Annotated in this window: 24 protein-coding genes and 1 pseudogene; 17 read left to right on the top strand and 8 right to left on the bottom strand. The window is 70.6% G+C overall.

The window, feature by feature from the left end; genetic code table 11:
• Positions 1–51: 51 nt before the first annotated feature.
• Together ACWD35_RS31355 and ACWD35_RS31350 are read left to right on the top strand one after the other, a co-directional pair.
• Entirely contained in the window at positions 52–981 is a 930-nt protein-coding gene (locus ACWD35_RS31355) for a LysR family transcriptional regulator (RefSeq protein ID WP_451354713.1), read from the top strand.
• 262 nt (positions 982–1243) lie between these two features.
• Entirely contained in the window at positions 1244–1375 is a 132-nt protein-coding gene (locus tag ACWD35_RS31350; protein ID WP_451354712.1) for a hypothetical protein, read from the top strand.
• A gap of 68 nt (positions 1376–1443) precedes the next feature.
• On the opposite strand, the pseudogene ACWD35_RS31345 reads toward ACWD35_RS31350, so the two are convergent.
• Positions 1444–2472, bottom strand: a pseudogene (locus tag ACWD35_RS31345) (purple acid phosphatase family protein); the annotation flags it as partial.
• Between the two features lie 128 nt (positions 2473–2600).
• On the opposite strand from ACWD35_RS31345, the gene ACWD35_RS31340 reads away from it, so the two are divergent.
• Positions 2601–3644 (top strand): 3-isopropylmalate dehydrogenase, encoded by a 1044-nt coding sequence (locus tag ACWD35_RS31340; RefSeq protein ID WP_451354711.1) that lies wholly within the window; start codon positions 2601–2603, stop codon positions 3642–3644.
• Positions 3645–3891: 247 nt separating this feature from the next.
• Entirely contained in the window at positions 3892–4980 is a 1089-nt protein-coding gene (locus ACWD35_RS31335) for a branched-chain amino acid aminotransferase (RefSeq protein WP_451354710.1), read from the top strand.
• On the opposite strand, the gene ACWD35_RS31330 is transcribed toward ACWD35_RS31335, so the two are convergent.
• On the bottom strand, positions 4977–6419 hold the full coding sequence (locus ACWD35_RS31330; RefSeq protein WP_451354709.1) for a cytosine permease: 1443 nt from the start codon (positions 6417–6419) through the stop codon (positions 4977–4979). The two genes, ACWD35_RS31335 and ACWD35_RS31330, sit on opposite strands and share 4 nt — an antisense overlap.
• A 144-nt stretch (positions 6420–6563) precedes the next feature.
• On the opposite strand from ACWD35_RS31330, the gene ureA reads away from it, so the two are divergent.
• From ureA to cimA, 5 genes are all read left to right on the top strand, one after another.
• A complete protein-coding gene (gene ureA, locus ACWD35_RS31325; RefSeq protein WP_451354708.1) occupies positions 6564–7271 on the top strand; it encodes an urease subunit gamma in 708 nt (235 codons plus the stop codon).
• Positions 7268–8992 carry an urease subunit alpha gene (locus ACWD35_RS31320; RefSeq protein WP_451354707.1) on the top strand — a complete coding sequence of 575 codons (1725 nt, stop codon included), beginning with the start codon at positions 7268–7270 and terminating at the stop codon, positions 8990–8992. The genes ureA and ACWD35_RS31320 overlap by 4 nt, the downstream gene beginning before the upstream one ends.
• A gap of 11 nt (positions 8993–9003) precedes the next feature.
• Positions 9004–10044, top strand: coding sequence for an agmatine deiminase family protein (locus ACWD35_RS31315; RefSeq protein ID WP_451354706.1), 1041 nt, complete (start codon positions 9004–9006; stop codon positions 10042–10044).
• 34 nt (positions 10045–10078) lie between these two features.
• Positions 10079–10690, top strand: a complete 612-nt coding sequence (locus tag ACWD35_RS31310; protein WP_451354705.1) for a TetR/AcrR family transcriptional regulator — start codon at positions 10079–10081, stop codon at positions 10688–10690.
• Positions 10691–10990: 300 nt separating this feature from the next.
• A complete protein-coding gene (cimA, locus tag ACWD35_RS31305; protein ID WP_451354704.1) occupies positions 10991–12604 on the top strand; it encodes a citramalate synthase in 1614 nt (537 codons plus the stop codon).
• Between the two features lie 54 nt (positions 12605–12658).
• On the opposite strand, the gene ACWD35_RS31300 is transcribed toward cimA, so the two are convergent.
• Positions 12659–13261 carry a GOLPH3/VPS74 family protein gene (locus tag ACWD35_RS31300; RefSeq protein ID WP_451354703.1) on the bottom strand — a complete coding sequence of 201 codons (603 nt, stop codon included), beginning with the start codon at positions 13259–13261 and terminating at the stop codon, positions 12659–12661.
• Positions 13262–13306: 45 nt separating this feature from the next.
• Entirely contained in the window at positions 13307–15172 is a 1866-nt protein-coding gene (locus ACWD35_RS31295; protein ID WP_451354702.1) for a ricin-type beta-trefoil lectin domain protein, read from the bottom strand.
• Positions 15173–15309: 137 nt separating this feature from the next.
• On the opposite strand from ACWD35_RS31295, the gene ACWD35_RS31290 reads away from it, so the two are divergent.
• Together ACWD35_RS31290 and ACWD35_RS31285 are read left to right on the top strand one after the other, a co-directional pair.
• Positions 15310–18330, top strand: coding sequence for a glycoside hydrolase family 3 protein (locus ACWD35_RS31290; protein WP_451354701.1), 3021 nt, complete (start codon positions 15310–15312; stop codon positions 18328–18330).
• 72 nt (positions 18331–18402) lie between these two features.
• Entirely contained in the window at positions 18403–19779 is a 1377-nt protein-coding gene (locus ACWD35_RS31285) for a hypothetical protein (protein ID WP_451354700.1), read from the top strand.
• A gap of 3 nt (positions 19780–19782) precedes the next feature.
• On the opposite strand, the gene ACWD35_RS31280 is transcribed toward ACWD35_RS31285, so the two are convergent.
• Entirely contained in the window at positions 19783–20217 is a 435-nt protein-coding gene (locus ACWD35_RS31280; RefSeq protein ID WP_451354699.1) for a MarR family winged helix-turn-helix transcriptional regulator, read from the bottom strand.
• A 63-nt stretch (positions 20218–20280) separates the two neighbouring features.
• Between ACWD35_RS31280 and ACWD35_RS31275 the strand changes: the two genes are divergently transcribed.
• Positions 20281–20757: a hypothetical protein gene (locus tag ACWD35_RS31275; protein WP_451354698.1), complete on the top strand. Its 477-nt coding sequence runs from the start codon at positions 20281–20283 to the stop codon at positions 20755–20757.
• 102 nt (positions 20758–20859) lie between these two features.
• On the top strand, positions 20860–21312 hold the full coding sequence (locus ACWD35_RS31270; protein ID WP_451354697.1) for an FUSC family protein: 453 nt from the start codon (positions 20860–20862) through the stop codon (positions 21310–21312).
• Between the two features lie 255 nt (positions 21313–21567).
• Here ACWD35_RS31270 and ACWD35_RS31265 read toward each other — a convergent pair whose 3' ends face one another.
• Together ACWD35_RS31265 and ACWD35_RS31260 are read right to left on the bottom strand one after the other, a co-directional pair.
• The gene (locus tag ACWD35_RS31265) at positions 21568–21753 is read right to left on the bottom strand and encodes a DUF397 domain-containing protein (RefSeq protein WP_451354696.1); all 186 of its coding nucleotides are present in this window, start codon (positions 21751–21753) and stop codon (positions 21568–21570) included.
• A complete protein-coding gene (locus ACWD35_RS31260; RefSeq protein WP_451354695.1) occupies positions 21750–22571 on the bottom strand; it encodes a helix-turn-helix domain-containing protein in 822 nt (273 codons plus the stop codon). Before ACWD35_RS31260 ends, ACWD35_RS31265 begins: the two co-directional genes overlap by 4 nt.
• Positions 22572–22683: 112 nt before the next feature.
• On the opposite strand from ACWD35_RS31260, the gene ACWD35_RS31255 reads away from it, so the two are divergent.
• Positions 22684–23136 carry an ATP-binding protein gene (locus ACWD35_RS31255; protein WP_451354694.1) on the top strand — a complete coding sequence of 151 codons (453 nt, stop codon included), beginning with the start codon at positions 22684–22686 and terminating at the stop codon, positions 23134–23136.
• Positions 23137–23151: 15 nt separating this feature from the next.
• Positions 23152–23631, top strand: coding sequence for a luciferase domain-containing protein (locus ACWD35_RS31250; RefSeq protein ID WP_451354693.1), 480 nt, complete (start codon positions 23152–23154; stop codon positions 23629–23631).
• A 521-nt stretch (positions 23632–24152) separates the two neighbouring features.
• Here ACWD35_RS31250 and ACWD35_RS31245 read toward each other — a convergent pair.
• A complete protein-coding gene (locus tag ACWD35_RS31245) occupies positions 24153–24767 on the bottom strand; it encodes a YceI family protein (protein ID WP_451354692.1) in 615 nt (204 codons plus the stop codon).
• A 234-nt stretch (positions 24768–25001) separates the two neighbouring features.
• Here ACWD35_RS31245 and ACWD35_RS31240 point away from each other — a divergent pair, with 234 nt between their 5' ends.
• Positions 25002–25508: a hypothetical protein gene (locus tag ACWD35_RS31240; RefSeq protein ID WP_451354814.1), complete on the top strand. Its 507-nt coding sequence runs from the start codon at positions 25002–25004 to the stop codon at positions 25506–25508.
• A gap of 335 nt (positions 25509–25843) precedes the next feature.
• A partial coding sequence (locus ACWD35_RS31235) for a carboxyl transferase domain-containing protein (RefSeq protein ID WP_451354691.1) occupies positions 25844–26169 on the top strand: 326 nt, incomplete at its 3' end.

The following is a 26169-nucleotide window of genomic DNA, read 5'->3' as shown; positions in this document are numbered from 1 at the left end:
GAACGCGCCGATCCATGAAACGGCCTCATAGACGCAGGTGGGAGCCTCTCAGTGACAGCAGTCGATCTTGCCCCGCAGGAGTTGCGGATCCTCGTCGCCGTGGCCGACGAGGGCGGCTTCTCCAGCGCCGCCGCGAAGCTGGGCGCCACCCAGTCCGCCGTCTCCCACGCCGTGCGCGGCCTCGAACGCAAGCTGGGGGTGGTGCTGTTCGAGCGCGGGCGGTTCGGGGCCCGGCCGACTCCGGCGGGGGAGCGGGCGGCTGCCCACGCGCGGCGCGTGCTGCGCATGCTGACCGCCCTGGCCGCCGAAGCGCGGAGCGCGGGCACCGGCGAGCTCGCCGGGCCGCTGCGCGTCGCCGCCTTCCGCAGCGCCGCCCTGTACCTGCTGCCGCCGGCCCTGGAGCGGCTGGCCGCGCTGCACCCCGGCATCGAGGTCGCCGTCACCGTCGTACGGGAGCTGGGGCCCGGCACCGCGGGCGAGGTCGAGGCGGGGCGGGCCGACCTCGGGATCGCCACCTTCGGTGCCGACGCGGCGCTCCCGCCGGGGCTGGTCGGCGGGGCGCTGCTGGAGGAGCCGTACTCCCTGGTGCATCCGGCCGGGCATCCCGACCCGCGCGGTCTGCCGCTGGTCGACTGGATGGAGAACTGCGGCTCCTACACGCGCGCGTGGTGGGCCGCCCAGGACTGGATTCCGGCCGCCACCGTCACCGCCGAGGACGACGGCGCGGTGCTGTCGATGGTGGGCAGCGGGCTCGGCATGGCGATCATGCCCGCGCTCTCCCTCACCCAGGCCCCGCCCGCCGTGGAGATCACCGATCTGGGCCCCGAGCGGCCGTATCGCTCCGTCCGCTACGTCACCACCCCGGAGCTGGCCGGCACGGACGCCGTGCGCGCGCTGATCCGCGTCCTGCGCGCACACGTTGCCGAATCACCCGTTCGGGACTCACTCATACGCACGAAGCCGCAGCTCAGGGCCGTGTGAGCCAGTGCACTGTCTCAGATAGTAGGAAGTCCGAGTAATCATGCAGACAGCGGCGGGCCGCTCCCTTACTTTGGGAGAAGCCGAACGTCCCGCTCGATCAAGCGAATGGCGGTCGTGAGCCGGGCCTTGTGCAGGTAACCCCCTGTGGCCGGCGCGCTCCACCGCGGCTTGGGGGCACCGCCCACGCCCATTAGGCAGTGGGGGAGTCTCGCGAACCCCTCTTCCGCACTCCTGTGTGCGCCATCGAAGGAGTTGATCCCTCATGCCCGAGACGACCGTCCGCCGCCGTGCCCGCCACGTGTCCCGCACGAGCGAGTCCGACCGCAAGAACGCCGCCGCCGCCCTCCAGCGCGCCCTCGACCGCCGGGACAACGGCGGCGAGACCGGCCACTGAGCCGTCCACCGGCCCAGTGGGCCCGTCACCGGTCCGGGAGCCGCACCCGTAGGAGGTGCGGCGCGGCCTCACCCGCCGCGCCGCACCTCGAACTGGTCGATCCGCGTGCCGTCCTGGGCCAGCGCCGACACGCTGAGCCTCGGCGTGCTGCCCGCCCGCGCCTCCACGGACAGCAGCGAGAAGCCGGTGTACCGCACCCGCGACCACTCGGCCGTCTCCGGCGCGCGCTGCCTCGTCCTGGTCCAGTGGAAGGTCTGTACGGCCTCGTGCCGGGTCGGGTCGGTCGAGCCGCCGACGAGCACGGCCCGGCCCACCTTCCCGGCCTTGAGCGCGTCCGTGCGCTCGTACACGTGGTTGTGCCCGTTGATCACCAGGTCCACCCGGTACCGGTCGAACAGCGGCAGCCCCGCGGCGCGCACCCCTCCGTCGGAGGCGTGCTGCGAGGTCGAGTAGGCGCAGTGGTGGAAGAAGACCACGATGAACCCGGCGTGCCCTGCGGGTCGAAGCCGCTCTCCGGCAGGGCGAAACGGGCCAGATGTCCGCCGTAGCCGTCCGGCGAGTACCAGGCCTCCATGTCGTGGTTGCCGGTCGTCACCATCCAGGGCGCCGAGCTCGCGACCGGCTCGTTCTGCTTCATGAACAGGTCCCAGAACGTGGGGTCGTAGCCGTCGGTGCGCTGTGGGGTCCCAGCCGTCGTGGCCGACGCCGTAGTAGTACGTCGCGCCGGGGCGCAGGCCGTCCACGGCCGCGTGCGCGTAGTACTGCTCCACCGCCGGGCGCACCCCCTGCACGCCCGGCGTGTGCAGGTTACGCAGCTCGGCCGGGACCTTGCGGCCCAGGTCGCCGGGGCGCAGCCCCACGCGCACGTACGGCCGACGGACCGGGAACGGCACCTGCCAGGAGATCCGCATCCCGGTCTTCGGGTCGGCGCCGAAGGTCAGGTGGCGGCCGAACGGGCGCACCAGCCCGCCGGAGACCAGCGAGGCGCCCGGCGCCGGGCGCGCGGACGCGGTCGCCGTACCGGAGCAGCCGGTCAGCAGGGCGCCGCCCGCCGCCGTGGCCGCCGCCGCCGCCGCGCCCGCGGTCACCAGCGTGCGGACCGGTCCTCAACACCGATGCCACGCACGGGTGAACGGCGCCCGACAGGATGACATCGTCCCTCGAAGGGGTGTCCGTATCGTGGACAGGCCGTGTCATGGCATGGGACGAGGAGTACGGTTCCCGCATGTCTCGCAGCATCAATCTCGCAGTGATCCCCGGTGACGGCATCGGTCAGGAGGTCGTGGCCGAGGGTCTCAAGGTCCTCTCCGCCGTCCTGCCGCAGGATGTGAAGCTGGAGACCCAGGAGTACGACTTCGGCGCCAAGCGCTACCACGCCACCGGTGAGACCCTCACCGACGCCGACCTGGAGCACCTCAAGCAGCACGACGCGATCCTGCTCGGCGCGATCGGCGACCCGTCGGTGCCGTCCGGCGTCCTGGAGCGCGGCTTCCTGCTCAAGCTCCGCTTCGCCTTCGACCACCACGTCAACCTGCGTCCGTCGAAGCTGCTCCCGGGTGTCGCCACCCCGCTCGCGGGCGAGCCGCAGATCGACTTCGTCGTCGTCCGCGAGGGCACCGAGGGCCCCTACACCGGCAACGGCGGCACCATCCGCAAGGGCACCGAGCACGAGGTCGCCACCGAGGTCTCCGTGAACACGGCCTACGGTGTCGAGCGCGTGGTCCGCGACGCCTTCGCCCGCGCCCAGGCCCGCCCGCGCAAGAAGCTCGCCCTGATCCACAAGAACAACGTGCTGACCTTCGCCGGTCACCTGTGGACGAACGTCTTCAACAAGGTGGCCGCGGAGTACCCCGAGGTCACCACCGAGTACATGCACGTGGACGCGGCCACCATCTACCTGGTCACCCAGCCCGAGCGGTTCGACGTGATCGTCACCGACAACCTCTTCGGCGACATCATCACCGACCTCGCCGCGGCCGTCTCCGGCGGCATCGGCGTCGCCGCCTCCGGCAACATCAACCCCAGCGGCGCGTTCCCGTCCATGTTCGAGCCGGTCCACGGCTCGGCCCCGGACATCGCCGGGCAGGGCAAGGCCGACCCCACCGCCACGGTCCTGTCCGTCGCCCTGCTCCTGCGCCACCTCGGCTACGGCGCCGAGGCGGACCGCATCGAGGCGGCGGTCGCCGCCGATCTCACCGAGCGCGGCGCCCTGCCGGCGCGCAGCACCTCCGAGATCGGCGACGCGCTCGCCGCCCGAGTAGCCGGCTGACCCGGCTGCACGGCACCATCCGAAGCCGCCGGGCCACCACCGCGCCCGGCGGCTTCCGCATGTCTCCGCCGGGTGCCACCATCGATCCCTGGGCCGCCACCCGGATTCCGTCAGCCGCCCCCTCCGCGCGATAATCGGACGCGGAGCCGCGGCATGAGGGAAAGCTCGGACGTCCTAACACTGGCTGAAAAGGGCCGGTTAGGGCGTTTGCGCGGCCCGTCACTACAACCGGTGAGGACAAGCACCCATGACGACGCCCACGATCGAGCTCAAGCCCTCTGCCCACCCGCTGGCCGCCGCGGAGCGCGAGGCGATCCTGGCCAGCCCCGGTTTCGGCCGCCACTTCACCGACCACATGGTGACGATCAAGTGGACCGAGGGCCGCGGGTGGCACGACGGTCAGCTCGTCCCGTACGCGCCGATCCCCCTCGACCCGGCCACCACCGTCCTGCACTACGCGCAGGAGATCTTCGAGGGCCTGAAGGCCTACCGCCAGCCCGACGGCTCGGTCGCCACCTTCCGCCCCGACCAGAACGCCCTGCGCTTCCAGCGCTCCGCCAAGCGTCTCGCCATGCCGGAGCTGCCCGTCGAGACGTTCGTCGAGGCCTGTGACGCCCTGATCCAGCAGGACCGGGACTGGGTGCCCGCGCACGGCGGCGAGGAGTCCCTCTACCTGCGCCCGTTCATGATCGCCACCGAGGTCGGGCTCGGCGTCAAGCCCGCCAACGAGTACCTCTTCATCGTGATCGCTTCCCCGGCCGGCGCGTACTTCCCGGGCGGCGTGAAGCCGGTCAAGATCTGGGCGTCCGAGGACCGCGTCCGCGCCGTCCCGGGCGGCATGGGTGACGCGAAGACGGGCGGCAACTACGCGGCCTCCCTGCTCGCCCAGGCCGAGGCCGCCGCCCAGGGCTGCGACCAGGTCTGCTACCTGGACGCCGTGGAGCACAAGTGGGTCGAGGAACTCGGCGGCATGAACCTGTACTTCGTGTACGGCGACAAGATCATCACGCCGTCGCTGACCGGCTCCATCCTGGAGGGCGTCACCCGTGACTCCCTGCTGGCCGTCGCCCGCGACCTCGGCTACACCTCCGAGGAGGGCCGCGTCTCCATCGACCAGTGGCAGCGCGACTCCGAGAACGGCACCCTCACCGAGGTCTTCGCCTGCGGCACCGCCGCCGTGATCACCCCGGTCGGCACGGTGAAGCGTTCCGGCGCCGAGTGGAAGCAGAGCGACGGCGAGCCCGGCGAGGTCACGATGCGCCTGCGCCAGGCTCTCCTGGACATCCAGCGCGGCAAGACCGAGGACAAGCACGGCTGGATGCACAAGCTGGGTTAGTTCTCGCCGGCCATGCTGAGGGCCGCCTCGGACTCCGTGTCCGCGGCGGCCTTCGCCGTTTTTGGGGCACGGGTCAGCAGCAGGTACACCGCCCCGCCGACCAGCCCCGACAGCAGGAAGCTGCAGTCCACCCCGCCGGTCAGCTCCAGCAGCGGGCCCTGGTACGACGGCAGGGACACCGCGAGCAGGCCGACGCCGGCGCCCAGCGACCATGACACGGTCGCCCGCACGTTCCAGCCCGCCCGGTACCAGTAGATCCCGCCCCGCGAACGGCGGTTGAAGACCTGGAGGGCGTCGGCGTCGTACACCCCGCGGCAGCGGGCGAAGCCGATGAGGGTGATGACCGCCCACGGGGTGCCGATGGCGGTGAGCAGCAGCACGAAGGACGTCATCGCGGACTGCGCGTCCCAGGCGTAGTGGCCGACGAAGACGCAGACCGTGGCGACGACGGCGACCGTGTAGGTGGCGCGGGCGCGGGAGGCGCGCGGCAGGATCGCGTCCAGGTCGAGGCCCATGGAGTACAGCATCAGACCCGCGTTGCCGACCGAGCCCGCCGAGGCGGACAGCAGCAGCGGCACCAGGTACCAGGCCGGGGAGGCCGAGACCAGCGGGCCCGCGTAGTCGCCGGCCGCCCGGGCCGCGTACGCCGTGAACGTGCCGAAGAGCTGCGGCACCAGCAGGCCGAGGATCAGGCCCAGCCAGGTGGCGCGCAGGACCGTGCGGCTGGAGTGGCGCGAGGGCGAGATGTACCGGGTGTAGTCGCCGAGCAGGGTGATGAAGGCGACGGGGCCGGACAGGCCCGCGGCGACGGCCGCGAGGAACCAGGTCGGCCAGAAGGAGCCCAGCAGATAACCGCCCGCGTCCGGCAGCGCCGCCGTGGTGAAGTGCGGGGCGTAGGCGAAGATCCCGAGGATCAGCAGCGCGGTCATGCCGAACGCCAGCACCCGGGACATGGCGAGCAGCACCCGGTAGCCGTAGACCGCGCCCGCCACGGTCGCCGCGGCGAGCAGCGCGTAGACGACGGAGTACGCCACCCCGTCCGCGGGCAGCCCGAACAGCCGGCCGAGCACGCTCAGCATCACGTCACCGCCGATCCACACGGTCAGCGCGGTGTAGCCGAGGGCGAGGAGCAGGCCGACGACCGAGCCGACCAGCCGGCCCCGCACCCCGAACTGGGCGCCGGAGGAGGTGGACAGGTTGGTCGCGGTGCGCAGGGAGACCAGGGCGAGGGGCGCGGTGAACAGCGCGCCGGCCACCGTGCCCACGACGATCGCGCTCACGGAGGCCCACCAGCCGAGCCCGAAGGACACCGGCAGCCAGCCGAAGATGATCACTCCGAGACAGAGGTTGGAGCCGAGCAGGATCGACACCAGGTCTCGCGGACCGCTGGTGCGCTCCTCGTCCGGGATGGTGTCGACTCCGCGCTGTTCTATCGGCATGGCTGGGTCTCCTTCGACTGCCGCCAGAGGTTTAGAGCGACGTTCAATGTCTGTGACGCGATAGTGGATGTCAATGCTTCCGTTCCATCCAACGCCCGTTTAGAGTGATGCTCTAACTTATGGAAGGCAAGGAGGTGCCGCGTCGTGAGACTGACCCCCACGGAACGTGACCGGCTGCTGCTCTTCGGAGCCGCCGAGCTGGCCCGGGCCCGCCGGGCGCGCGGCCTCAGGCTGAACGTGCCGGAGGCGACCGCGCTGATCGCCGACACCGTCTGCGAGGCGGCGCGGGACGGCAGGCGGCTCGCCGAGGCCATCGAGGCGGCCCGCTCGGTGCTGGGCCCCGAGGACGTGCTGCCGGGCGTCGCCGACGTCGTCACCGAGGTCATGGTCGAGGCGGTCTTCGACGACGGTTCGCGGCTCGCGGTGGTCTCCGACCCCATCGGCGGCGGCCTCGGCGACCGGGCCCCGGGCGCGCTGCTGCCGGGCCCCGAGCACTCCGACCCCGAGCCGGTCGTCCGGGTCACGGTCACCAACACCGCGACCGTGCCGGTCTCCGTCACCTCCCACTTCCACTTCTTCGAGGCCAACCCGCGCCTCGACTTCGACCGCGCGCTGGCCTACGGCATGCGGCTCGCCGTACCCGCCGGGTCCTCGGTCCGCTTCGGGCCGGGGGACAGCGAGAAGGTCGGGCTCGTGCCGATCGGCGGCGAGCGGATCGCGATCGGCTTCGCCGGCCTGGTCGACGGGCCGCTCGACGCGCCCGGCGCCAAGGAGGAGGCCCTGCACCGGGCCGCCGCCTGCGGGTATCTCGGAGTCGACGGAGCCACGCCGGAAGGAGGCGAGGAGCGATGAGCCGCTCGAAGGGACGCGAGGTGAGCCGCGCGATCCACGTCGACCCGCATGCCTACGCCGCCACCCACGGCCCCCGCGCCGGTGACCGCATCCGCCTCGGCGACTCGGGCTTGACCATCCGGGTCGAGTCCGACTCCCAGCGCTACGGCGACGAGTTCCTGGCGGGCTTCGGCAAGACCGCCCGCGACGGACTGCACCTGAAGGCTGCCGCCGTCCGCGAGACCTGTGACGTCGTGATCAGCAACGTCGTGGTGATCGACGCGGTGCAGGGCATCCGCAAGGTGTCCATCGGTATCCGGGAAGGCCGCATCTGCGCCGTCGGGCGGGCCGGCAACCCGGACACCCTCGACGGCGTCGACGTCGTCGTCGGCACGGGTACGTCGATCGTGTCCGGCGAGGGCCTGATCGCCACCGCCGGTGCCGTGGACACCCATGTGCACCTGCTGTCGCCACGCATCATGGAGGCCTCCCTCGCCTCCGGCGTGACCACCGTCATCGGGCAGGAGTTCGGCCCGGTGTGGGGCGTCGGCGTCAACTCGCCCTGGGCGCTCAGGCACGCGTTCAACGCCTTCGACGCCTGGCCGGTCAACATCGGCTTCCTGGGCCGGGGTTCGTCCTCGCACAGCGCCCCCCTGATCGAGGCGCTGGCCGAGGGCGGCGCGAGCGGCTTCAAGGTGCACGAGGACATGGGCGCCCACACCCGCGCCCTCGACACCGCCCTCCGGGTCGCCGAGGAGCACGACGTCCAGGTCGCCCTGCACAGCGACGGGCTGAACGAGTGCCTGTCGGTCGAGGACACCCTGCGCGTGCTCGAAGGCCGCACCATCCACGCCTTCCACATCGAGGGCTGCGGCGGCGGACACGTGCCCAACGTGCTGAAGATGGCGGGCGTTCCGAACGTCATCGGCTCCTCCACCAACCCCACCCTGCCCTTCGGCCGGGACGCGGTCGCCGAGCACTACGGCATGATCGTCTCCGTCCACGACCTGAAGACCGACCTGCCCGGCGACGCGGCGATGGCCCGCGACCGCATCCGCGCCGGCACGATGGGCGCCGAGGACGTGCTGCACGATCTGGGCGCGATCGGCATCACCTCCTCCGACGCCCAGGGCATGGGACGTGCGGGGGAGACCGTCCGGCGTACGTTCGCCATGGCCGGGAAGATGAAGGCCGAGCTGGGCCCGCTGGAGGGCGACGGCGATGGCGACGACAACGCCCGCGTCCTGCGCTACATGGCCAAGCTCACCATCAACCCGGCCATCGCACACGGTCTTTCGCACGAGGTCGGCTCGATCGAGGCCGGCAAGCTCGCCGACATCGTGCTGTGGCGCCCGGAGTACTTCGGCGCCAAGCCGCAGCTGGTCCTCAAGTCCGGCTTCCCGGCGTACGGCGTGGTCGGCGACCCCAACGCGGCCACCGACACCTGTGAACCCCTCGTACTGGGCCCGCAGTTCGGCGCGTACGGTGCCACGGCCGCCGACATCTCGGTCGCGTTCGTCGCCAGAGCCGCCGTCGACCAGGGCAACGACAAGATGCCGACCCGGCGCCGGAGGGTCGCGGTGCGCGGCACCCGGGGCATCGGCCCCGCCGACCTGCGGCTCAACTCCCGTACCGGAGCGGTAGACGTCGACCAGCGCACCGGCCTGGTCACCCTCGACGGCGACCCGCTCAGCTCGGAACCCGCCGACTCGGTCTCCCTCAACCGTCTCTACTTCCTTTGAAGGACCCCCGTATGAACACCCCCGCCGCCGACGGCTTCCGCATGCCCGCCGAATGGACCCCGCACGAGCGCACCTGGATGGCGTGGCCGAGCCCCAACCCCACCTTCGACGACCCGGACGACCTCGCCGCCTCCCGCGCCGCCTGGGCCTCGGTCGCCCGTGCGATCACCCGCTTCGAGCCGGTGACGGTGGTGTGCGGCCCCGGCCAGTCGGCCGAGGCGGAGGCCCTCCTCGGCCCCGCCGTCACCACCGTCGAGCGCGAGCTGGACGACGCCTGGATGCGGGACATCGGCCCCACCTTCCTCACCAACGGCCAGGGCGAACTGGCCGCCGTGGACTGGACGTTCAACGGCTGGGGCGCCCAGGACTGGGCCCGCTGGGAGCACGACTCGAAGATCGCCGCGTACGTCTGCGACCTCGCGGGCGCCAAGACGTACGCCTCGAAGCTGGTCAACGAGGGCGGCGCGATCCACGTCGACGGCGAGGGCACCGTCCTGCTCACCGAGACCGTGCAGCTCGGCCCCGAGCGCAACCCGCACTGGTCGAAGGAGGAGGTCGAGGCCGAGATCCACGCCCACCTCGGCACCAGCAAGGCGATCTGGCTGCCGCGCGGCCTGACCGGCGACTACCCTCCCTACGGCTTCGGCACCCTCGGCCACGTCGACATCGTCGCCGCCTTCGCCCGCCCCGGCGTCGTCGTCGCCCACCAGCAGCCGGACCCGGCCCACCCGGACCACGAGGTCACCAAGGAGGTCATCGGCATCCTGAAGTCGGCGACCGACGCCCGGGGCCGCGCCCTGGAGGTCGTGGAGGTCCCCGCCCCGACCGTCCTGGAGGCCGACGGCCACTGGGCCGACTACTCCTACATCAACCACTACATCTGCAACGGCGGCGTCGTGCTGTGCGGCTTCGACGACCCGCGCGACGAGATCGCCGCCGGGATCTTCCGCCGTCTGTTCCCGGAGCGGACCGTGACCCTGGTGGACGCGCGTACGATCTTCGCAGGCGGGGGCGGTATCCACTGCATCACGCAGCAGCAGCCGAAGGTCTGACACGTCTGACACGTCTGACACACGGGAGTAGCAGATGGCCGATGCGGCTCGTCCGCGCAGGAACGCGCCGCCGCGCGAGGAGGTCCTCGCCACCGCCATGGACATGATCGCCGAGCGCGGTCTGGAGAAGCTCACCATGGCGGGGCTCGGCCGCGAGGTCGGGATGAGCAGTGGCCATCTGCTGTACTACTTCCGCTCCAAGGACGAGCTGCTGCTGGAGACCCTGGAGTGGAGCGAGGGCCGACTGGGCGCCGAGCGCGGCCGGCTCCTCACCCGCGCGGGCAGCGCGCGCGAGCGCCTGGACGCGTACGTCGACCTGTACGTCCCCGACGGCCACCGGGACCCGCACTGGACCCTGTGGCTGGAGGTGTGGAACCGCTCGAAGAACGCCGACGACGACGCCCGCGAGCGGCAAGCCGCCATCGAGGGCGCTTGGCACCGCGACCTGGTCGCGCTGCTCGCCGAGGGCATCTCACGCGGTGAGTTCCGCGCCGTCGACCCGGACCGCTTCGCGGCCCGGCTGCGCGCCCTCCTCGACGGCTTCTCCATCCACGTGGCGGTCGGCCTGCGCGGCACGAACCGGGAGCAAGTGATGACCCACGTCCAGGAATTCCTCGGGCAGGCGCTCCTCACGCCGGACACCTGACTCTCGCATCCTGAGACAATCGGCGGGACGGAGGCGCTGCTGTGTCAGACTGCCTCCGTGCTCTCGTTCGCCACGATTATTGGCAGCAGGCGCGCCGGTCCGCAGTGACCACCTCGTACGACCAGGTGCGGGTGGCCACCGTCGTCCTCGACCCGCGCGCAGACCTCTCGCACCCGCGAGGGGTTTTTTCGTTTTCCGGCCCACCTGCAGCCGGAAGCGGTGCGCGAGGGACCATTGGGGGGACGGTGGAGCCGGTCATTCCGGTAAGACCGAAGATCCACAATCAGGAGCCTTGAGACCATGACCGAGACGGCACACAGCGAGCGGCCCGACGACTCGTTCCACGTCTTCGACACCACCCTGCGCGACGGCGCGCAGCGCGAGGGCATCAACCTCACCGTCGCGGACAAGCTCGCCATCGCACGGCACCTGGACGACTTCGGCGTCGGCTTCATCGAGGGCGGCTGGCCCGGCGCGAACCCCCGCGACACCGAGTTCTTCGCCCGCGCCCAACAGGAGATCGACTTCCGCCACGCCCAGCTGGTCGCCTTCGGCGCGACCCGCCGCGCGGGTGCGAAGGCCGCCGACGACCCGCAGGTCAACGCGCTCCTGGCGTCGGGCGCCCCGGTGATCACCCTGGTCGCCAAGTCGCACGACCGGCATGTGGAGCTGGCGCTGCGCACCACGCTCGACGAGAACCTGGAGATGGTCCGCGACACGGTGTCGTACCTGAAGGACCAGGGCCGCCGGGTCTTCGTGGACTGCGAGCACTTCTTCGACGGCTACCGGGCCAACCCGGAGTACGCGAAGGCCGTCGTACGGACCGCTTCGGAGGCCGGCGCCGATGTCGTCGTCCTCTGCGACACCAACGGCGGCATGCTCCCCGCCCAGGTCCAGGCGGTCGTCGCCACGGTCCTCGCCGACACCGGCGCCCGGCTCGGCATCCACGCCCAGGACGACACCGGCTGCGCGGTCGCGAACACGCTGGCCGCCGTCGACGCGGGCGCGACCCACGTCCAGTGCACCGCCAACGGCTACGGCGAACGCGTCGGCAACGCCAACCTGTTCCCGGTGGTCGCCGCGCTGGAGCTGAAGTACGGCAAGCAGGTGCTGCCCGAGGGCCGGCTGCGCGAGACGACCCGGATCTCCCACGCGATCGCCGAGGTCGTCAACCTCACCCCGTCCACGCACCAGCCGTACGTGGGCGTGTCCGCCTTCGCGCACAAGGCGGGCCTGCACGCCTCCGCGATCAAGGTCGACCCGGACCTGTACCAGCACATCGACCCCGAGCAGGTCGGCAACACCATGCGCATGCTCGTCTCCGACATGGCGGGCCGCGCGTCGATCGAGCTGAAGGGCAAGGAGCTCGGCGTCGAGCTGGGCGGCGACCGCGAGCTGGTCGGCCGGGTGGTCGAGCGCGTCAAGGAGCGCGAACTCAAGGGCTACACCTACGAGGCGGCCGACGCGAGCTTCGAACTGCTGCTGCGCGCCGAGGTCGAGGGCAGGGCGCTGAAGTACTTCCAGGTCGAGTCCTGGCGCGCCATCGTCGAGGACCGCCCCGACGGCACCCACGCCAACGAGGCCACGGTCAAGCTGTGGGCGAAGAGCGAGCGGATCGTCGCCACGGCGGAGGGCAACGGCCCGGTCAATGCCCTCGACCGCGCCCTGCGCGTCGCGCTGGAGAAGATCTACCCGGAGCTGGTCCAGCTGGACCTGGTCGACTACAAGGTCCGCATCCTGGAGGGCAAGCACGGCACCCAGTCCACGACCCGCGTGCTGATCTCCACCTCCGACGGTACGGGCGAGTGGTCCACGGTGGGTGTGGCGGAAAACGTCATCGCCGCGTCCTGGCAGGCCCTGGAGGACGCCTACACCTACGGCCTGCTGCGCGCGGGCGTGAAACCGGCGGAGTAACCCCCAGCTGGCGTGGCCGGCCCGGGGCCGGCCGATCACCCCGAAATCCGCTGGTCAGGGCGCACGCCAGATGTTGTCGAAGGCCGCGTTCTCGATGCGCCGCCGCTGCCGTACGGCCTCCAGCTCGGTCACGGCGTTGTTGACGGCGGCGAGCACGGTGACGGTCGCGTCGTCGGTGAGGTCCTCGTCGTCGGGCTGCTGCTCCGGGATGCCCACGGCGGCGGCGAGGGCGCCGAGGACGGGCTCGTGGGAGTCCCAGCGGTCGGCGGCGTGCCGCCGGGCCCGGGCCTCCAGGTCGGCGTCGGCCGGGTTCCGGCGGGCGGCCCGGCGGAGCGGCCAGCCGGCCGGCCGCCCCTCGTCCGTCAGGGTGTCGCCGTAGGCCGAGGCCAGCCGCAGGCCCCGGCGCCAGAGCCAGTCCTCGACGGTCTCGTACGGCTCCTGCCGGGCGAGCGCCGTCTCCGCCTCGTCCAGCAGCCGGTCACCCAGGGTGAGCGGTGGCCCGGGGACGATGCGCTCGCCGTCCAGGCTGAGGGCCCGCGCCCCCAGGAGATCGATCAGCTCGGCCCCGGCGAGCGCGAGCGACAGGTCGCCCTGCTCGACGGGACGCTCGCCCGGAACGTCCTTGCTGACGATGAAGAGGTCCTCTGCGGTTGTCACACCCACCAGCATGGTCCGGACTCGCCGTTTTCGCTCCTGGTACGGCTACTGAAGGTGCCACTTCTGGTTGGCCGCCCCCGTGCACGACCAGATCTGGGCCCGCGCACCATTCGCCGAGGAGTTGTCCGTCACGTCCAGGCACTTGTCCGCGGCCGTGTTCACGACGTCCCCGGTGGCCGTGTTGTAGGACCACCGCTGGGCGCCGGTCCCGTTGCAGTCGTAGAGCTGCGCCTTCGCCCCGTCGGCTGTCGAACCGGACGTGACATCGAGGCACTTGCCCAGCGCCTGGATCGAACCGTCCGGCTGCACCGTCCACTTCTGGGCGGCGGTGCCGTTGCAGTCGTAGAGCTGCACGGCCGTGCCGTTGGCACTCGAAGCGCCGGCCACGTCGAGGCACTTGCCCGCGAGCCCCACGAAGGATCCCGTCCGCCCGCTGCCGCCGGACTGGGTGCCGGACCAGGTGAAGGTGGCCGAGGTCCTGCCAGGCAGCGAGTAAGTGGCGTGCTGCGAGCCCCAGTTGATGGTGACCGTCTTGGCAGCCGTGGAGTCGTTGTAGGCGATCAGCGCCTTGCTGCCGTCCGGGTTGCGCCAGGCCACGTTCGGCACGGCGGTGGAGGCCGTCGACGCGATGCGCTGGGCGCCGGGGCGGACGAACTTGGTCAGCTGGCCCATGTCGTAGTACTCGACCGTGTAGTCCACGGTCCCGCTCGCCCCGTCCCCGTTGTGCACGGTGACCAGACCGGTGCAGGTGCCGCAACCGCCGTTGTGCGGGCCCATGTTCTGGTCCACGGCCAGCGACCACTTGGTCACCGACTTCGCCCAGTTGCGTGTGTAGTCGATGATGTTGGACATGTCCTCGTGCTGCTGGTCGGCGATCCAGGTGCCGCCGGAGTGCTCGGTGCCGAAGGCGTCCAGTGTCGGGTACTGGTTGTGCACGGTGGTCTGCTTGGCGATGTCACCGCCGTAGCCGTGCCAGGCGATGCCGCCGAAGTTGGGGTGGGTGCGGATCGCCGCGTCGTCCACGGACTGGGCCGCGTAGGCGTCGTAGGTGTCCCAGTTCCAGTCGTGGGCGAGGACCTTGGTCTTCAGGCCCGCCGACTGGAGCTTGGGCAGCAGCTCGTTCTTCAGGAAGTACGCCAGCCCGCTCGCGTTCCAGCTCATCGAGGGGTAGCCGGAACAGCAGGTGGGCTCGTTCTGCGGGGTGACGTAGGAGACGTCGACGCCCTGACTCTGGTACGCCTGAAGGTACTTCACGAAGTAGGAGGCGTACGACCCGTAGTCCTCCGCCTTCAGCCAGCCGCCGTTGAGCGAGCCGCTGTCCTTCATCCAGGCCGGAGCGGTCCACGGCGAGGCCATCACCGTCAGGGACGGATTCAGCTGGAGCGCCTGCTTCGTCAGCGGGACGACGTCCGCGAGATCGTGCGCGATGGAGAAATTCGCGAGATTCGGGTCCGTCTGCCCGGCGGGCACGTCGTCGTACGTGTAGCCGTACCGGGCCAGGTCCGAGGCGCCCATCGGGTTGCGCAGGAAGGACAGTCCGATGCCGTCCGTCGGCGAGAACAGCTTGCGCATGGTCGCGTCCCGGGTCGTCTGCGACAGCGCTCCGCTGCTGTTCATCAGCCAGGCCGCGGTGTCCGTGAAGGACGCGCCGCCGCCGGTGAACGTCTGGTAGCGGGTGTTCTCGTCCACGGTGATGTTCTCGCCGCTGCCGCCGGTCCCGGACTGGAAGGCGAACCGCGCCTGCGCCTGCAGCCCGCGGACGACATGGCGGCCGGCGGAGTCGTCGGTGGTGGTGAGCCAGGCCGTGACCTGTTCGCCGGCCGCGTGCGCGGGGGGTACGGCGGCGGTGAAGCCGGCGGCGGAGAGCAGTCCGGCAAGCAGCAGCCGGACGCTGCGGGGGGTTCTCCTCATGGTGCGTCGCCCTTCCTCTCGGGTCGACAAAGCTGACGGGGTGTCTTGACGGGCCTGAGAGCCGTGAGTTAACTCACGACAGTTAAATCAAGACATGAGCTAAGCCATGAGTGAACCAGAGAGCCGAGGGAAGGTCCATGCCAAGAAGCGCCCTGCTCGTCTCAGGGGCCTTGCTCGCCGCCCTACTGCCCCTGTCCGCCGCCGCGCACGCGGCCGGCGACCCGGCCCCCGTCCCCATCGACCGCTTCGAGGGCGAGGTCCCCTTCGCCGGCCAGCCGGCCGAGGGGATCTTCACCTGGGGGAGCGACGCCGACGACCCGCCCCACCTGGAACTGAGCGGCCGCACCGACGCCTCCGAGGGTGCGGAGGTCCTCACCGGCACCTACGACATCAGCGGCTACGGCGGCTTCACCCACGACTTCGCCGCCGCCGAGCCCGCCCACGACTGGTCCGCCCACAAGGGCATCCGCTTCTGGTGGGACGGGCAGGACAACGGCAAGAAGTTCGCCTTCGAGATCAAGGACGGCGGCGCCAACGGCGAGGCCTCGGAACTCTGGACGACCTCCTTCACCGACGACTTCACCGGCTGGAAGCAGATCGAGATCCCCTTCACCGACTTCGCCTACCGCACCGACTACCAGCCCGTCGGCGGCATCGACCATGTCCTCGGGCTGTCGCAGATGTGGGGGTACGCCGTCACGCTCCCCGTCGGCGTCAAGGGCCGGTTCGCCATGGACGGCGTCGAGTTGTACGGCAAGGCGGACCAGTCGCTGCGCGCCTCCGTCACCGCCGACGCGGCCGTCCACCCGGTCAAGGAGGGCGGCACGGCCACCGTGAAGGTCACCGTGGCCACGACCGACGCCAAGCCCGTCGACGACCCTGTCACCGTCACCTACGCCACCGGGGACGGCACCGCCGAGCCCGGCAAGGACTACACCCCGGTCTCCGGCACCCTCACCTTCCCGGCCGGCACCGCCTCCGGCGCCACGCAGGCCATCCAGGTTCCCACCCTCAAGGACCAGGCGGCCGAGCCCGCCGAGACGGTCCCGCTCAAGCTCACCGTCTCCGGCGCCAAGACCCCCGCCGAGTCGCCGCAGGTCGTCATCGACGCGCACGGACTGCCGTACCTGAACCCGAAGTTGCCCGTGGAACAGCGGGTCGCCGACCTGGTCTCGCGCATGTCCCTGGCCGAGAAGGCCGGCCAGATGACCCAGGCCGAGCGCGGAGCCGTGTCCAACCAGGGCGACATCACCACGTACGCCCTCGGCTCACTGCTCTCCGGCGGCGGCTCCACACCTACGCCCAACACCCCTGAGGCGTGGGCCAGGATGATCGACGGCTTCCAACTCCGCACGCAGGCAACGCGATTCCAGATTCCGCTCATCTACGGCGTCGACGCGGTCCACGGTCACAACAACCTGGCCGGTGCGACGATCATGCCGCACAACGTCGGCATGGGCGCCACCCGTGATCCCCACCTCGCCGAGCGGGCCGGGGCAGTGACGGCAGCCGAGGTCCGGGCCACCGGTATCCCCTGGGACTTCGCACCCTGCCTGTGCGTGAGCCGCGACGAACGCTGGGGCCGCTCCTACGAGTCCTTCGGTGAGGACCCGGCGCTGGTCGAGTCGATGGAGACCGTGATCCAGGGTCTCCAAGGCAGGGCCGACGGACGGGACTTGAGCCACGACGACAAGGTGCTCGCCACCGCCAAGCACTTCGTCGGCGACGGCGGCACCGAGTACGGCTCCTCGACCACCGGCAGCTACACGATCGACCAGGGCGTCACCAAGGTCACCCGGCAGCAGCTGGAGGACATCCACCTGGCGCCGTTCGGCACAGCCGTGAAGCGGGGCGTCGGCACGGTCATGCCGTCGTACTCCTCCCTCGACATCCTCGGCGACGGGCAGGGCCCGGTGAAGATGCACGCCCGCGGCGACATGATCAACGGTGTGCTCAAGGGCCGTATGGGCTTCGCCGGCTTCGTCATCAGCGACTGGAACGCCATCGACCAGCTCCCCGGCGACTACCCCGCCCACGTGCGTACGGCGGTCGACGCGGGCGTCGACATGATGATGGTGCCGTACTCCTACAAGGACTTCACCGCGACCCTGATCGACGAGGTGAAGGCGGGCCGGATCGGCGAGGAGCGGATCGACGACGCCGTCTCCCGCATCCTCACCCAGAAGTTCAAGCTGGGTCTCTTCGAGCACCCGTACGCCGACACCACCGGCGCCGCCGGGATCGGCTCCCCGGAGCACCGGGCGGTGGCCCGGCAGGCCGCGGCCGAGTCGCAGGTGCTGCTCAAGAACGCCGGGAACGTGCTGCCCCTGAGGAAGAGCGAGAAGGTGTACGTCGCCGGGTCCAACGCCGACGACCTCGGCAACCAGACCGGCGGCTGGACCATGACCTGGCAGGGCGCGTCCGGCACCCACACCCAGGGCACGACCATCCTCCAGGGCATGCGCGAGGCGGGCGGGAACGTCACCTACTCCAAGGACGCCTCCGCGCCGACGGACGGCTACGACGTGGGCGTGGTCGTCGTCGGCGAGACGCCGTACGCCGAGGGGGTCGGAGACGTGGGCAACGGCCACGACCTCCAGTTGTCGGCCGCCGACCGGGCCGCCGTGGACAGGGTGTGCGCGGCCATGAAGTGCGCGGTGCTGATCGTCTCGGGACGGCCCCAGCTGATCAGCGACCGGCTCGGGAAGATCGACGCGCTGGTCGCCTCCTGGCTGCCGGGCACCGAGGGCGGGGGTGTCGCCGACGTCCTCTACGGCCGGCGGCCCTTCACCGGCCGGCTCCCGGTCACCTGGCCCAGGTCCGAGGCCCAGCTGCCGATCAATGTCGGCGACGCGTCGTACGACCCGCAGTTCCCCTACGGCTGGGGTCTGACCACGCTCACCGAGGCCCCCGGCGGCGGCGCGGCCACCCTCCGCGCGCTCGGCGTGGCGGCGACGGCGGCCGAGCGGTCCGGCGCGGACCGGGCCGGGCGCGAGCTGGTCAACAAGGCCCGGCTGATCGTCCAGCAGAAGGCCGGGCAGGACCTCGACCTCACGGAGGCGGTCGCGAAGCCCTTCGCCGACGCCGAGCACCTGCTGCTGACCGGCAGGTACGGAGAGGCGGTGGGGAAGCTGAGGGAGGCGTACCGGGCGGCATGACGCCCGCCTGAAGGTATGCCCGGTTCTGGGAAGCTTCGGGTGCTGTCGAACGACTTCGGGTAGTTTCGAACCATGAAGGCCGTTCCGCGGATCCTCAGCCTCCCAGCCCTGCTGCTGGCCGCGCTGGCGCTGGTCGTCGCGACGACGTTCGCGGCGCCCCACGCGAGCGCGGCTACCAGCATCTCCACCATCGCCCAGGCCCTCCGCAAGAGCCCCGTCTACGTCGACCCGGCGGCCTCCGCCCAGCTGCCGAAGGCGGACGCCGACGCGCTCGCGAAACGGATCAAGGGCGCGAACAGACCCCTGTTCATCGCCGTGCTCCCCGCCGGCTACCCGACCAAGAACCTGTTCGCCGACCTGCGCACGGCCACCGGCATCACCGGCCTGTACGGCATCCGCCTCGGCGACCGCTTCGACGCCCGCGCCGACTCCTCGGTGCTCTCCCACTCGGGCGTGCAGAACCTGGTCACCAGCGTCCAGGGCGAGAGCGCCAAGGCCCAGCTCACCGACTTCACCGGCAGCGCCCTGACCAACATGGGCGGCCACGCCCCCTCGACCTGGGGCTCCTCCGGTTCCGCCGGCGGAATCTCCAGCACGGCCCTCATCGTCGCGGGCGCGGTCGTGGTGGCCGGCGGCGCGGGCGCCTACGCGCTGGTGCGCCGCAACCGCCGCCGCCACGAGGAGGAACAGCGGGCCGCGCTGGAGCGGCTGTGGGTGGTCGTGGACGAGGACATCACCGCCTTCGGCGAGGAACTGGACCGCCTGGACTTCCACCCGGCGGAGCCGGGCGCGGACGACGCCATGCGCGCGGACTACGAGCGCGCGCTGGACGCCTACGAGACCGCCAAGCAGCACATGGTCGGGGCGACAAAGCCCGAGGACGTCCGCACGGTCACCGAGGCCCTGGAGGACGGCCGCTTCTCCCTCGCCCAGCTGGCCGCCCGCCGCGAAGGACGCCCCCTTCCGGAACGCCGGCCGCCCTGCTTCTTCGACCCCCGCCACGGTCCCTCGGTCGCCGACGCCACGTGGATCCCGCCCGGCGGCTCCCCGCGCGAGGTCCCGGTCTGCGCGGCGGACGCCACCCGCCTGGCCGACGGCCGCGACCCGGTCATCCGCGAGGTCGACACCGCGTACGGCCGCCGCCCCTACTGGGACGCGGGCCCGGCCTACGGCCCCTGGGCGGGCGGCTACTTCGGCGGCGGCATCCTGCCCGGCCTGCTCGTCGGCACCCTGCTCGGCAGCATGATGGCCACCCCGTCCTACGCGGCCGACTACGGCACCGGATACGGCGACTTCAGCGGCGGCGACTTCGGCGCCGGAGGCTACGAAGGCGGCGACATGTCCGGCGCGGACTTCGACGCCGGCGACTTCGGAGGCGGCTTCGGCGACGGCGGGGACTTCGGCGGCGGGGGAGGGGACGGAGGCGGGGACTTCGGCGGGGGCTTCTGACCGTCACTCCGCCCGGGAGGGCAGCTCGGCCAGCTGATCCAGCAGCTCCGCCGCCAGCTCCAGCACCCCGCGCTCCGTGACACCGAGGGACGCGAGCGCTCCGGCCAGCCACGCGTCACGCTCGGCCATGTCCTGCTCCAGGGCGGCACGACCCGCTCCCGTCAGGGTCAGCACGGACTGTCGCCGGTCGGCCGTGCCTGGCTCCCGCATGATCAGTCCCTCCGCCTCCAGCTCCGCGAAGACCCGGGTGAGCGACTGGGGCCGCTGCCGCTCCTCGGCGGCGACCTCGCCGGGGGTCGCGGGCCCGTTCCGGTGCAGATACCCGAGCACGGCGAGCTGATTGGGGCTGAGACTCCCGTCCCCGCGCTCCTGCCGCAGCCGCCGGTTCAGCCGGACGACGGCGCGACGGAGACGGGCGGCTTCGGTGAGGTGTTCCATGGGGGCAGATGATACGTGCTTACGTACTACTAGAGCGCTAACATCCCTTGTAGTGTCGCCCATGTGCCCGAAAAACTGATACGCAATGCGTACGAAGCAGGGCTGACGATGGCTGCCGTCCTGCTCGCCTGGGCGGTCGCCCTGTGGCTGGAGGGAGCGGCCGGGCTGCACACGGACTCGGTGGTGCTCGCGGTGGTCCTCACGGTCACCCTGGCCAGGACCCAGCGGAACGCGGCCGGGCGCGAACGCCTCACCGCGCTGGCGCTGCTGCCGACGGTGGCGGCGGTGTGCGCCCTGGTCGGCCGCCTGATCGCCACGCACTACGCGCTGGGCGCCGCCGTCTTCACGGCCGGTCTCTCGTCGGCCATCTGGATCCGCCGCTACGGCCCTGCCGCGACGAAGACGGGCACGCTGATCACGCTCCCGCTGATCGCGCTCCTCGTGGTCCCGGGCCCGGCGCTGCCCGCCAACGCTCAGGATGCGCTGGTGAATTGGGCCTGGTCGGCGTTGATCGGGGTGCTGGCGTGGGGGTGCGTGTAGCTGGTGCAGGCCGTTGCCGACCGGTACGGTCCCTGGCCGGCCGAGCGCGCTGAGGACCCTCCTCGCCGCACGTCCCGCCTCCGCCCCCGCCCCAGTACCCGCATGGCTGTCCAGATGGCGGCAGCGGTGGCCGCCGCGTTTGCCCTCGGCCGGGTCCTCTATGACGATCACTGGCCCTGGTTGGTCCTCACGGCCTATGTCGTCGCGAGCGGCAACCGGGGCCGAATGGACGTGTTGCGGAAAGGCGTTGAGCGATTGGTCGGAGCCTGCGTCGGCACGCTGCTGGCCACGGGTGTGGCGGAGGCCGGGATCACGGGGCACGCGGCGGTGGCGGTGCTCATGGCCGTGCTGACGGTCGCGCTCTGGCTCCGCCCGCTCAACTACGCTTACTGGGCGGCGGGTATGACCACCGCCCTGTCCCTGCTTCTCGGCTACTTCGGCCAGGACGCGGCAAGCCTGCTGCCGACACGCCTGGCCGCGATAGCGCTCGGCGCGGTGCCGTCCGTGGCGGCGGCGTGGTGGCTACTGCCGGTTCAACGGCGGCGCCGCCGGTAGGGCTTGAAGTCGACCGAGGTCGGCTGGTCGGGGTGCAGGCCGAGGCGCCGGAGTGCACGAGCGTCGATGTTCAGGATGATGGTCCCGTGCCAGCGCCCGTCGTCACGCGGCCCGCACATGAGGTCGACCCGTATCTCCTCGTCTGCGAACGGCCAGTAGTCGACACCGCGCTCACGCAGTCAATCGACAAGGATGCGACCGGGCTTGGGGCAGCCGGGCACGTTCTCGTACGAGGTGAAGCGGAACCATTCGACTTCAGCGGGCGATACCGTCAAGGAACTCACTCCAGGTGGTGGGGGAGACGGTGAGGATGGGGCCTTCGGGGGTCTTGGAGTCGCGGACGTGGACGGCGGAGGGTTGAGTGGCGACTTCGAGGCAGTTGCCGCCTTCGTTGCTGCTGTAGCTGGACTTGAACCATGCCAGTGTCGCTGCGGTGTTCATGACTCTCCTAGCAGTCCGTTCAACAGGCGCACACTCTCGGTGGTTGAGAGGGCCTGTGACCGCAGCATTCCATACTTCAGGTGATAATCGCTGACCTCGTCGGGGTCGTCGACGAGGAAGCTGGCGCGCTGCACCTCCAGGTAAGCCAGACGCTCGTGCTCGGGAGTTTCCAGCAGTGTCATGGGGCCCGCGAGCCCGGCGTGCGGCATGCGATCCATGGGCATGATCTGCACGCTCATGTGAATCGGTGCGGTGTACTCCAGGATCCGACGGACCTGCTCCCGCATGACCTCCGGCCCACCGACCTCCCGCCGCAGGATGCTCTCCTCCAACACGAAGTGACCTACGGGCGGCCGGTCCCGCTGCCAGATCAACTGCCGTTCCATCCGGGCGTTCACCCACTGCTCGGCCGTCTCACTGCCCAATGCGGGGTAGCGAGAGTCGAAGGCGGCCAGGCAGTACTCCCGGGTCTGAAGCAATCCCGGCACCATCTGGGTCTCGTAGGCGAGGATGCTCACTGCCTCCTGCTCATGATCGACCAGCCCCTGCGCGAACTGAACGATCCGTTCCCGCACCGGCAACTTGGCCACCACCACCGCTAACGCCCCACCGGTGTCGAGCAGTTCGTCAAACTGCTCGGCCCGATCGGGCTGAAGAGCCAGCCTCCCCTGCTCGATCGACGCCACCGTGTCAACGGAGAGGTTCGCCATCTCCGCGAACTTTTCCTGCGTGAGACGGGCCTTCTTCCTGAAGTGCGCCACAAGCGCACCGACCGCGTGCCACGAACCGACCTTCTTGGGCTTCATCGCCACGTGCATGCGTGTTCCTTTCCCCCGCGCGCACCGAAACCGCTCGTAGTGGAGTCGTAGTAATCAGAACTACGACTTCACTCACTGACCCACTCTAGTGACGCACAGTGACACTGGCTTCGTGAACGCGGAACCCCAACACCCCCACACCCGCCAGGCGTTCTACCGGCGAGACCGCAGATCCGTCCGCCTGGCCCGGGACTTCACCCGCGAGGCGCTGACGGACTGGGCCATGGCCGAGCGCAGCGACGACGTACTGCTCTGCGTGAGTGAACTGGCGACGAACGCGGTACTGCACGGCGTACCACCGGGCCGGGGCTTTCAAGTGCGCTTGCTGTTGGAGGCCGATGGAGTCCTGCGGGTGGAGGTGCATGACAGCGGCCCCGGCGAGGTAGGCATCCCGGATGTCGTCCCGGAGTCGGAACACGGCCGGGGTTTGATGCTTGTCGCGGTGCTCGCGGACAAGTGGGGCGTGGGGCAACGGGATCCTGGAAAGTTTGTGTGGTGCGAGTTCGCTATGGCTCCGCCTCAGCCCTCCGCCCAGGCTTCTTCCTCCGCGCGTGCCGTGTCGTAGGCCCGGCGGGCAGTGGTGACCTGGGGCAGATGGGCGTCGGACCAGCTGGCGCAGGCGCTGGGCCGGGGGTACCTGCAGCTCACCCAGCCCAGCCCGCCGCAGATCAGGGAGGCACTACGGCGGTGGATGGCCACCGTGCTCCCCGGCACCGTCTCAGGCCGCAGCGAGATCTCCGTCCCCAGCACCTGGGCGGTGTTCCTCAGCGATGCCGCCCCCGCCCGCGGTGCCCGGCTGTTCCTGCCGCGCGGAAACGCAGAGTTCGTACACCTGCACGCCGACGGCAGTCTGCACCTGGCCCTGGACCCAGCCGATCACGCCGCGTTCCTGGCCTCCGGATGGGGCGAGAAGCACCCGCTCTACGACCGTGGCGCCAATGTCGTCATGCTCTACGCCCCGCGCGACGAGGCCGAACTGGAGGTGGCCAAGAAGGTCATCGCCGCTTCCTACCGGTACGCCACCGGCCACGCGCCGACCGCCGGGCCCGCCGCGGTCTGACCGTCGGCGATGGCCCTTCGGGCCACCCTTGACTCGGCTCGCTCCAGCACGGGTGAGAAGCGAGCGGGCGGCCGGGGGAACTGTGGGGCCCGGGCGGGGTGGGCCCTCCGGCAGTTGCTCAGGCGCCGTGGGCGGAGGGGGGCGCGGGGGCCGGTCGGGGGCACTCCGGGTGGGCTTGGCGGGTTGGGGCGCGGACGGTTCCTCGGTACACACCGGACTGGCGGCGTCCGGGTGGAGGGGCCTGGCCCTGCGGGCGCTCGGCGCTCGGCGAGTGGCTTGTCGCCTTGGGGGTGGTCCTGGTTTGGGATGGCTCCCGGGGCGGTGATTGGGAGATTTGTACCAGGGGGCGGGCGGAAGCATACGGGTGGGGCGGGTTCTTGGCGGAACGAATCCCCCAATTACCTGGCGCGAGTCGGACGACATGCCGGAGCGCCCGCCCACCTGTTTACGGAGGGGTGGGGGCGGGCGCGCTCAGGTGGGCCCTGGGCCCGGCACAAGTGGGCGGCGTTGCCGCCGGAGGCCTACGCGTTCTTGATCGCCGAGATGTCGAAGACCAGCTTGATCTTGTCGGAGACGAGGAAGCCGCCGGTCTCCAGCGCCGCGTTCCAGGTCAGGCCCCACTCGGAGCGCAGGATCTCGGTCTTGCCCTCGAAGCCGACGCGGTCGTTGCCGAACGGGTCCTTCGCCGCGCCGTTGAACTCCAGGTCGATGGAGATCGGCTTGGTGGTGCCGAGGATGGAGAGGTCACCGGTGATCCGGTAGTCGTCGCCGCCCAGGGCCTCCGCCTTGGTGGAGCGGAAGGTCATCGTCGGGAACTCGTCGGTCTTGAAGAAGTCGGACGACTTGAGGTGGCCGTCGCGGTCGGCGTTGCCGGTCTCGACGCTGTCCATCTTCACGTCGATGCTGGCGGTGGACTTGCCGGGGTCCGAGCCGTCCAGGTGCAGGGCGCCGTTGAAGTCGAGGAAGCTGCCCTTGACGTTGGTGACCATCGCGTGGCGGGCCACGAAACCGATCGAGGTGTGCGACGGGTCGATGGTGTACTCGCCGGTCAGCGCGGCCAGGCCGGGGCTGACGGTGGCGGGCGCCACGGCGGTCGTGGGGGCGGTGTCCTTGTCCTTGCGGCTGAAGATACCCATGACAGGCTCCATTCCGTTCTCGTTTAAGATTCAACGAACCTAACGACCTCGACAGTAGACCCATTCCGTTCAGTTTTCAACATCATCCGCAGCGTGTTTTCAGCGTCGCACAGAGTTATGTCCCGTGCCCCCTGGCGAACGCGCGTAGAACTCGGGCACCATCTCTCTGCACCACCCTGCACAGCCGCCCCGTAGGAAGTCCGGCCCATCGCAGGAAGGTCCCCGATGAAGGTCATGCAGCCCCTGAAGGCCCGCTCCGTCCTGACCGCCCTCACCCTCGTCGTCGCCCCCGGCGTCGCCGTCGTCGGCACCGCCACTGACGCCTTCGCCGTCACCAAGATCAGCCAGGCCACCGCCGAGTCGATGTTCCGCTCGGTCGGCATCACCTGGTCGTCCTCGGGCAACTGCTCCGACCGCAACAACCCCACCTGTACGTCGTTCGACCAGCTCAACCTGACCACCGCACAGGGCGCCCAGACGCTCAAGCGGGCCAGCGGCTGCGCGCTCAACATCACGGGCGGCACCGAGACCGGCCACGCGAGCGGCACGTATTCGCACTGGAACGGCTACAAGCTCGACTTCAGCAAGTACACGTGCGTCGGTAACTACATCAAGGCCAACTTCAGCTACATCGGCCTGCGTGGCGACGGCTCCCCGCAGTGGAAGTCCGCCTCCGGCAACATCTACGCCGACGAGGGCAGCCACTGGGACGTCACGTACTTCAACTGCGGCGGCTGCTGAGCCGGAAATCCTCGCCGTACCCGGCCTGGCCGCTGCCGATTTCTGTCAGGCCGGTACGGTGGGTGGGTTGTCTGTCTCGGCCGGAGTGAGCGTGCTCGTGCGGCGTAGAGCCGTCCGAGGCTCCGTGTCACTCCAGGGATGGCATGTGGGACCCACGAATGTGAGGTGGCTCTCAGGTGACAACCTTTGTGCCCTTCCCACAACGCCCGCGGCCTCTGAGCAGTCGGAACGGCTGCAAGCCGTCGCGGTTCTGTTCACTGGTACCAGGAAAACGGGCCGGAGACTGTACGGAGTCGACGGCTCGCTTTCCTTGGTGTCCTTCGTAAGGTCGCTACATGACCGTTTTGGAAGAGACGACGGGTGAGCCGACCGGCGAGCCGACGGACGCGCGCGGGCGGGTCGCCGAGCTGCACGACATCCGTGCGCAGGCCGTGGCGGGCCCCAGCGAGAAGGCGACCGAGGCGCAGCACGCCAAGGGCAAGCTGACGGCGCGGGAGCGTATCGAGCTGCTCCTGGACCCGGGGTCTTTCCAGGAGGTCGAGCAGCTGCGCCGGCACCGGGCGTCCGGTTTCGGTCTGGAGGCGAAGAAGCCGTACACGGACGGTGTGATCACCGGCTGGGGCACGGTGGAGGGCCGTACGGTCTTCGTGTACGCGCATGA

This window comes from Streptomyces sp. NPDC002671, from assembly GCF_053592475.1.
The sequence above is the reverse complement of the archived record's forward strand: the minus strand, read 5'-3'. Positions and strand labels throughout refer to the sequence as shown.

Excerpts from the sequence above, each read along its gene's own strand:
- ACWD35_RS31330 (WP_451354709.1), bottom strand. The coding sequence starts at position 6,419 with ATGCCGATAGAACAGCGCGGAGTCGACACCATCCCGGACGAGGAGCGC.
- ACWD35_RS31245 (WP_451354692.1), bottom strand. The coding sequence starts at position 24,767 with ATGGGTATCTTCAGCCGCAAGGACAAGGACACCGCCCCCACGACCGCC.
- ACWD35_RS31270 (WP_451354697.1), top strand. The coding sequence starts at position 20,860 with ATGGCTGTCCAGATGGCGGCAGCGGTGGCCGCCGCGTTTGCCCTCGGC.
- ACWD35_RS31320 (WP_451354707.1), top strand. The coding sequence starts at position 7,268 with ATGAGCCGCTCGAAGGGACGCGAGGTGAGCCGCGCGATCCACGTCGAC.
- cimA (WP_451354704.1), top strand. The coding sequence starts at position 10,991 with ATGACCGAGACGGCACACAGCGAGCGGCCCGACGACTCGTTCCACGTC.
- ACWD35_RS31350 (WP_451354712.1), top strand. The coding sequence starts at position 1,244 with ATGCCCGAGACGACCGTCCGCCGCCGTGCCCGCCACGTGTCCCGCACG.
- ACWD35_RS31290 (WP_451354701.1), top strand. The coding sequence starts at position 15,310 with ATGCCAAGAAGCGCCCTGCTCGTCTCAGGGGCCTTGCTCGCCGCCCTA.
- ACWD35_RS31335 (WP_451354710.1), top strand. The coding sequence starts at position 3,892 with ATGACGACGCCCACGATCGAGCTCAAGCCCTCTGCCCACCCGCTGGCC.
- ACWD35_RS31295 (WP_451354702.1), bottom strand. The coding sequence starts at position 15,172 with ATGAGGAGAACCCCCCGCAGCGTCCGGCTGCTGCTTGCCGGACTGCTC.
- ACWD35_RS31240 (WP_451354814.1), top strand. The coding sequence starts at position 25,002 with ATGCAGCCCCTGAAGGCCCGCTCCGTCCTGACCGCCCTCACCCTCGTC.
- ACWD35_RS31260 (WP_451354695.1), bottom strand. The coding sequence starts at position 22,571 with ATGCACGTGGCGATGAAGCCCAAGAAGGTCGGTTCGTGGCACGCGGTC.
- ACWD35_RS31340 (WP_451354711.1), top strand. The coding sequence starts at position 2,601 with ATGTCTCGCAGCATCAATCTCGCAGTGATCCCCGGTGACGGCATCGGT.
- ACWD35_RS31280 (WP_451354699.1), bottom strand. The coding sequence starts at position 20,217 with ATGGAACACCTCACCGAAGCCGCCCGTCTCCGTCGCGCCGTCGTCCGG.
- ACWD35_RS31315 (WP_451354706.1), top strand. The coding sequence starts at position 9,004 with ATGAACACCCCCGCCGCCGACGGCTTCCGCATGCCCGCCGAATGGACC.
- ACWD35_RS31310 (WP_451354705.1), top strand. The coding sequence starts at position 10,079 with ATGGCCGATGCGGCTCGTCCGCGCAGGAACGCGCCGCCGCGCGAGGAG.
- ACWD35_RS31285 (WP_451354700.1), top strand. The coding sequence starts at position 18,403 with ATGAAGGCCGTTCCGCGGATCCTCAGCCTCCCAGCCCTGCTGCTGGCC.
- ACWD35_RS31265 (WP_451354696.1), bottom strand. The coding sequence starts at position 21,753 with ATGAACACCGCAGCGACACTGGCATGGTTCAAGTCCAGCTACAGCAGC.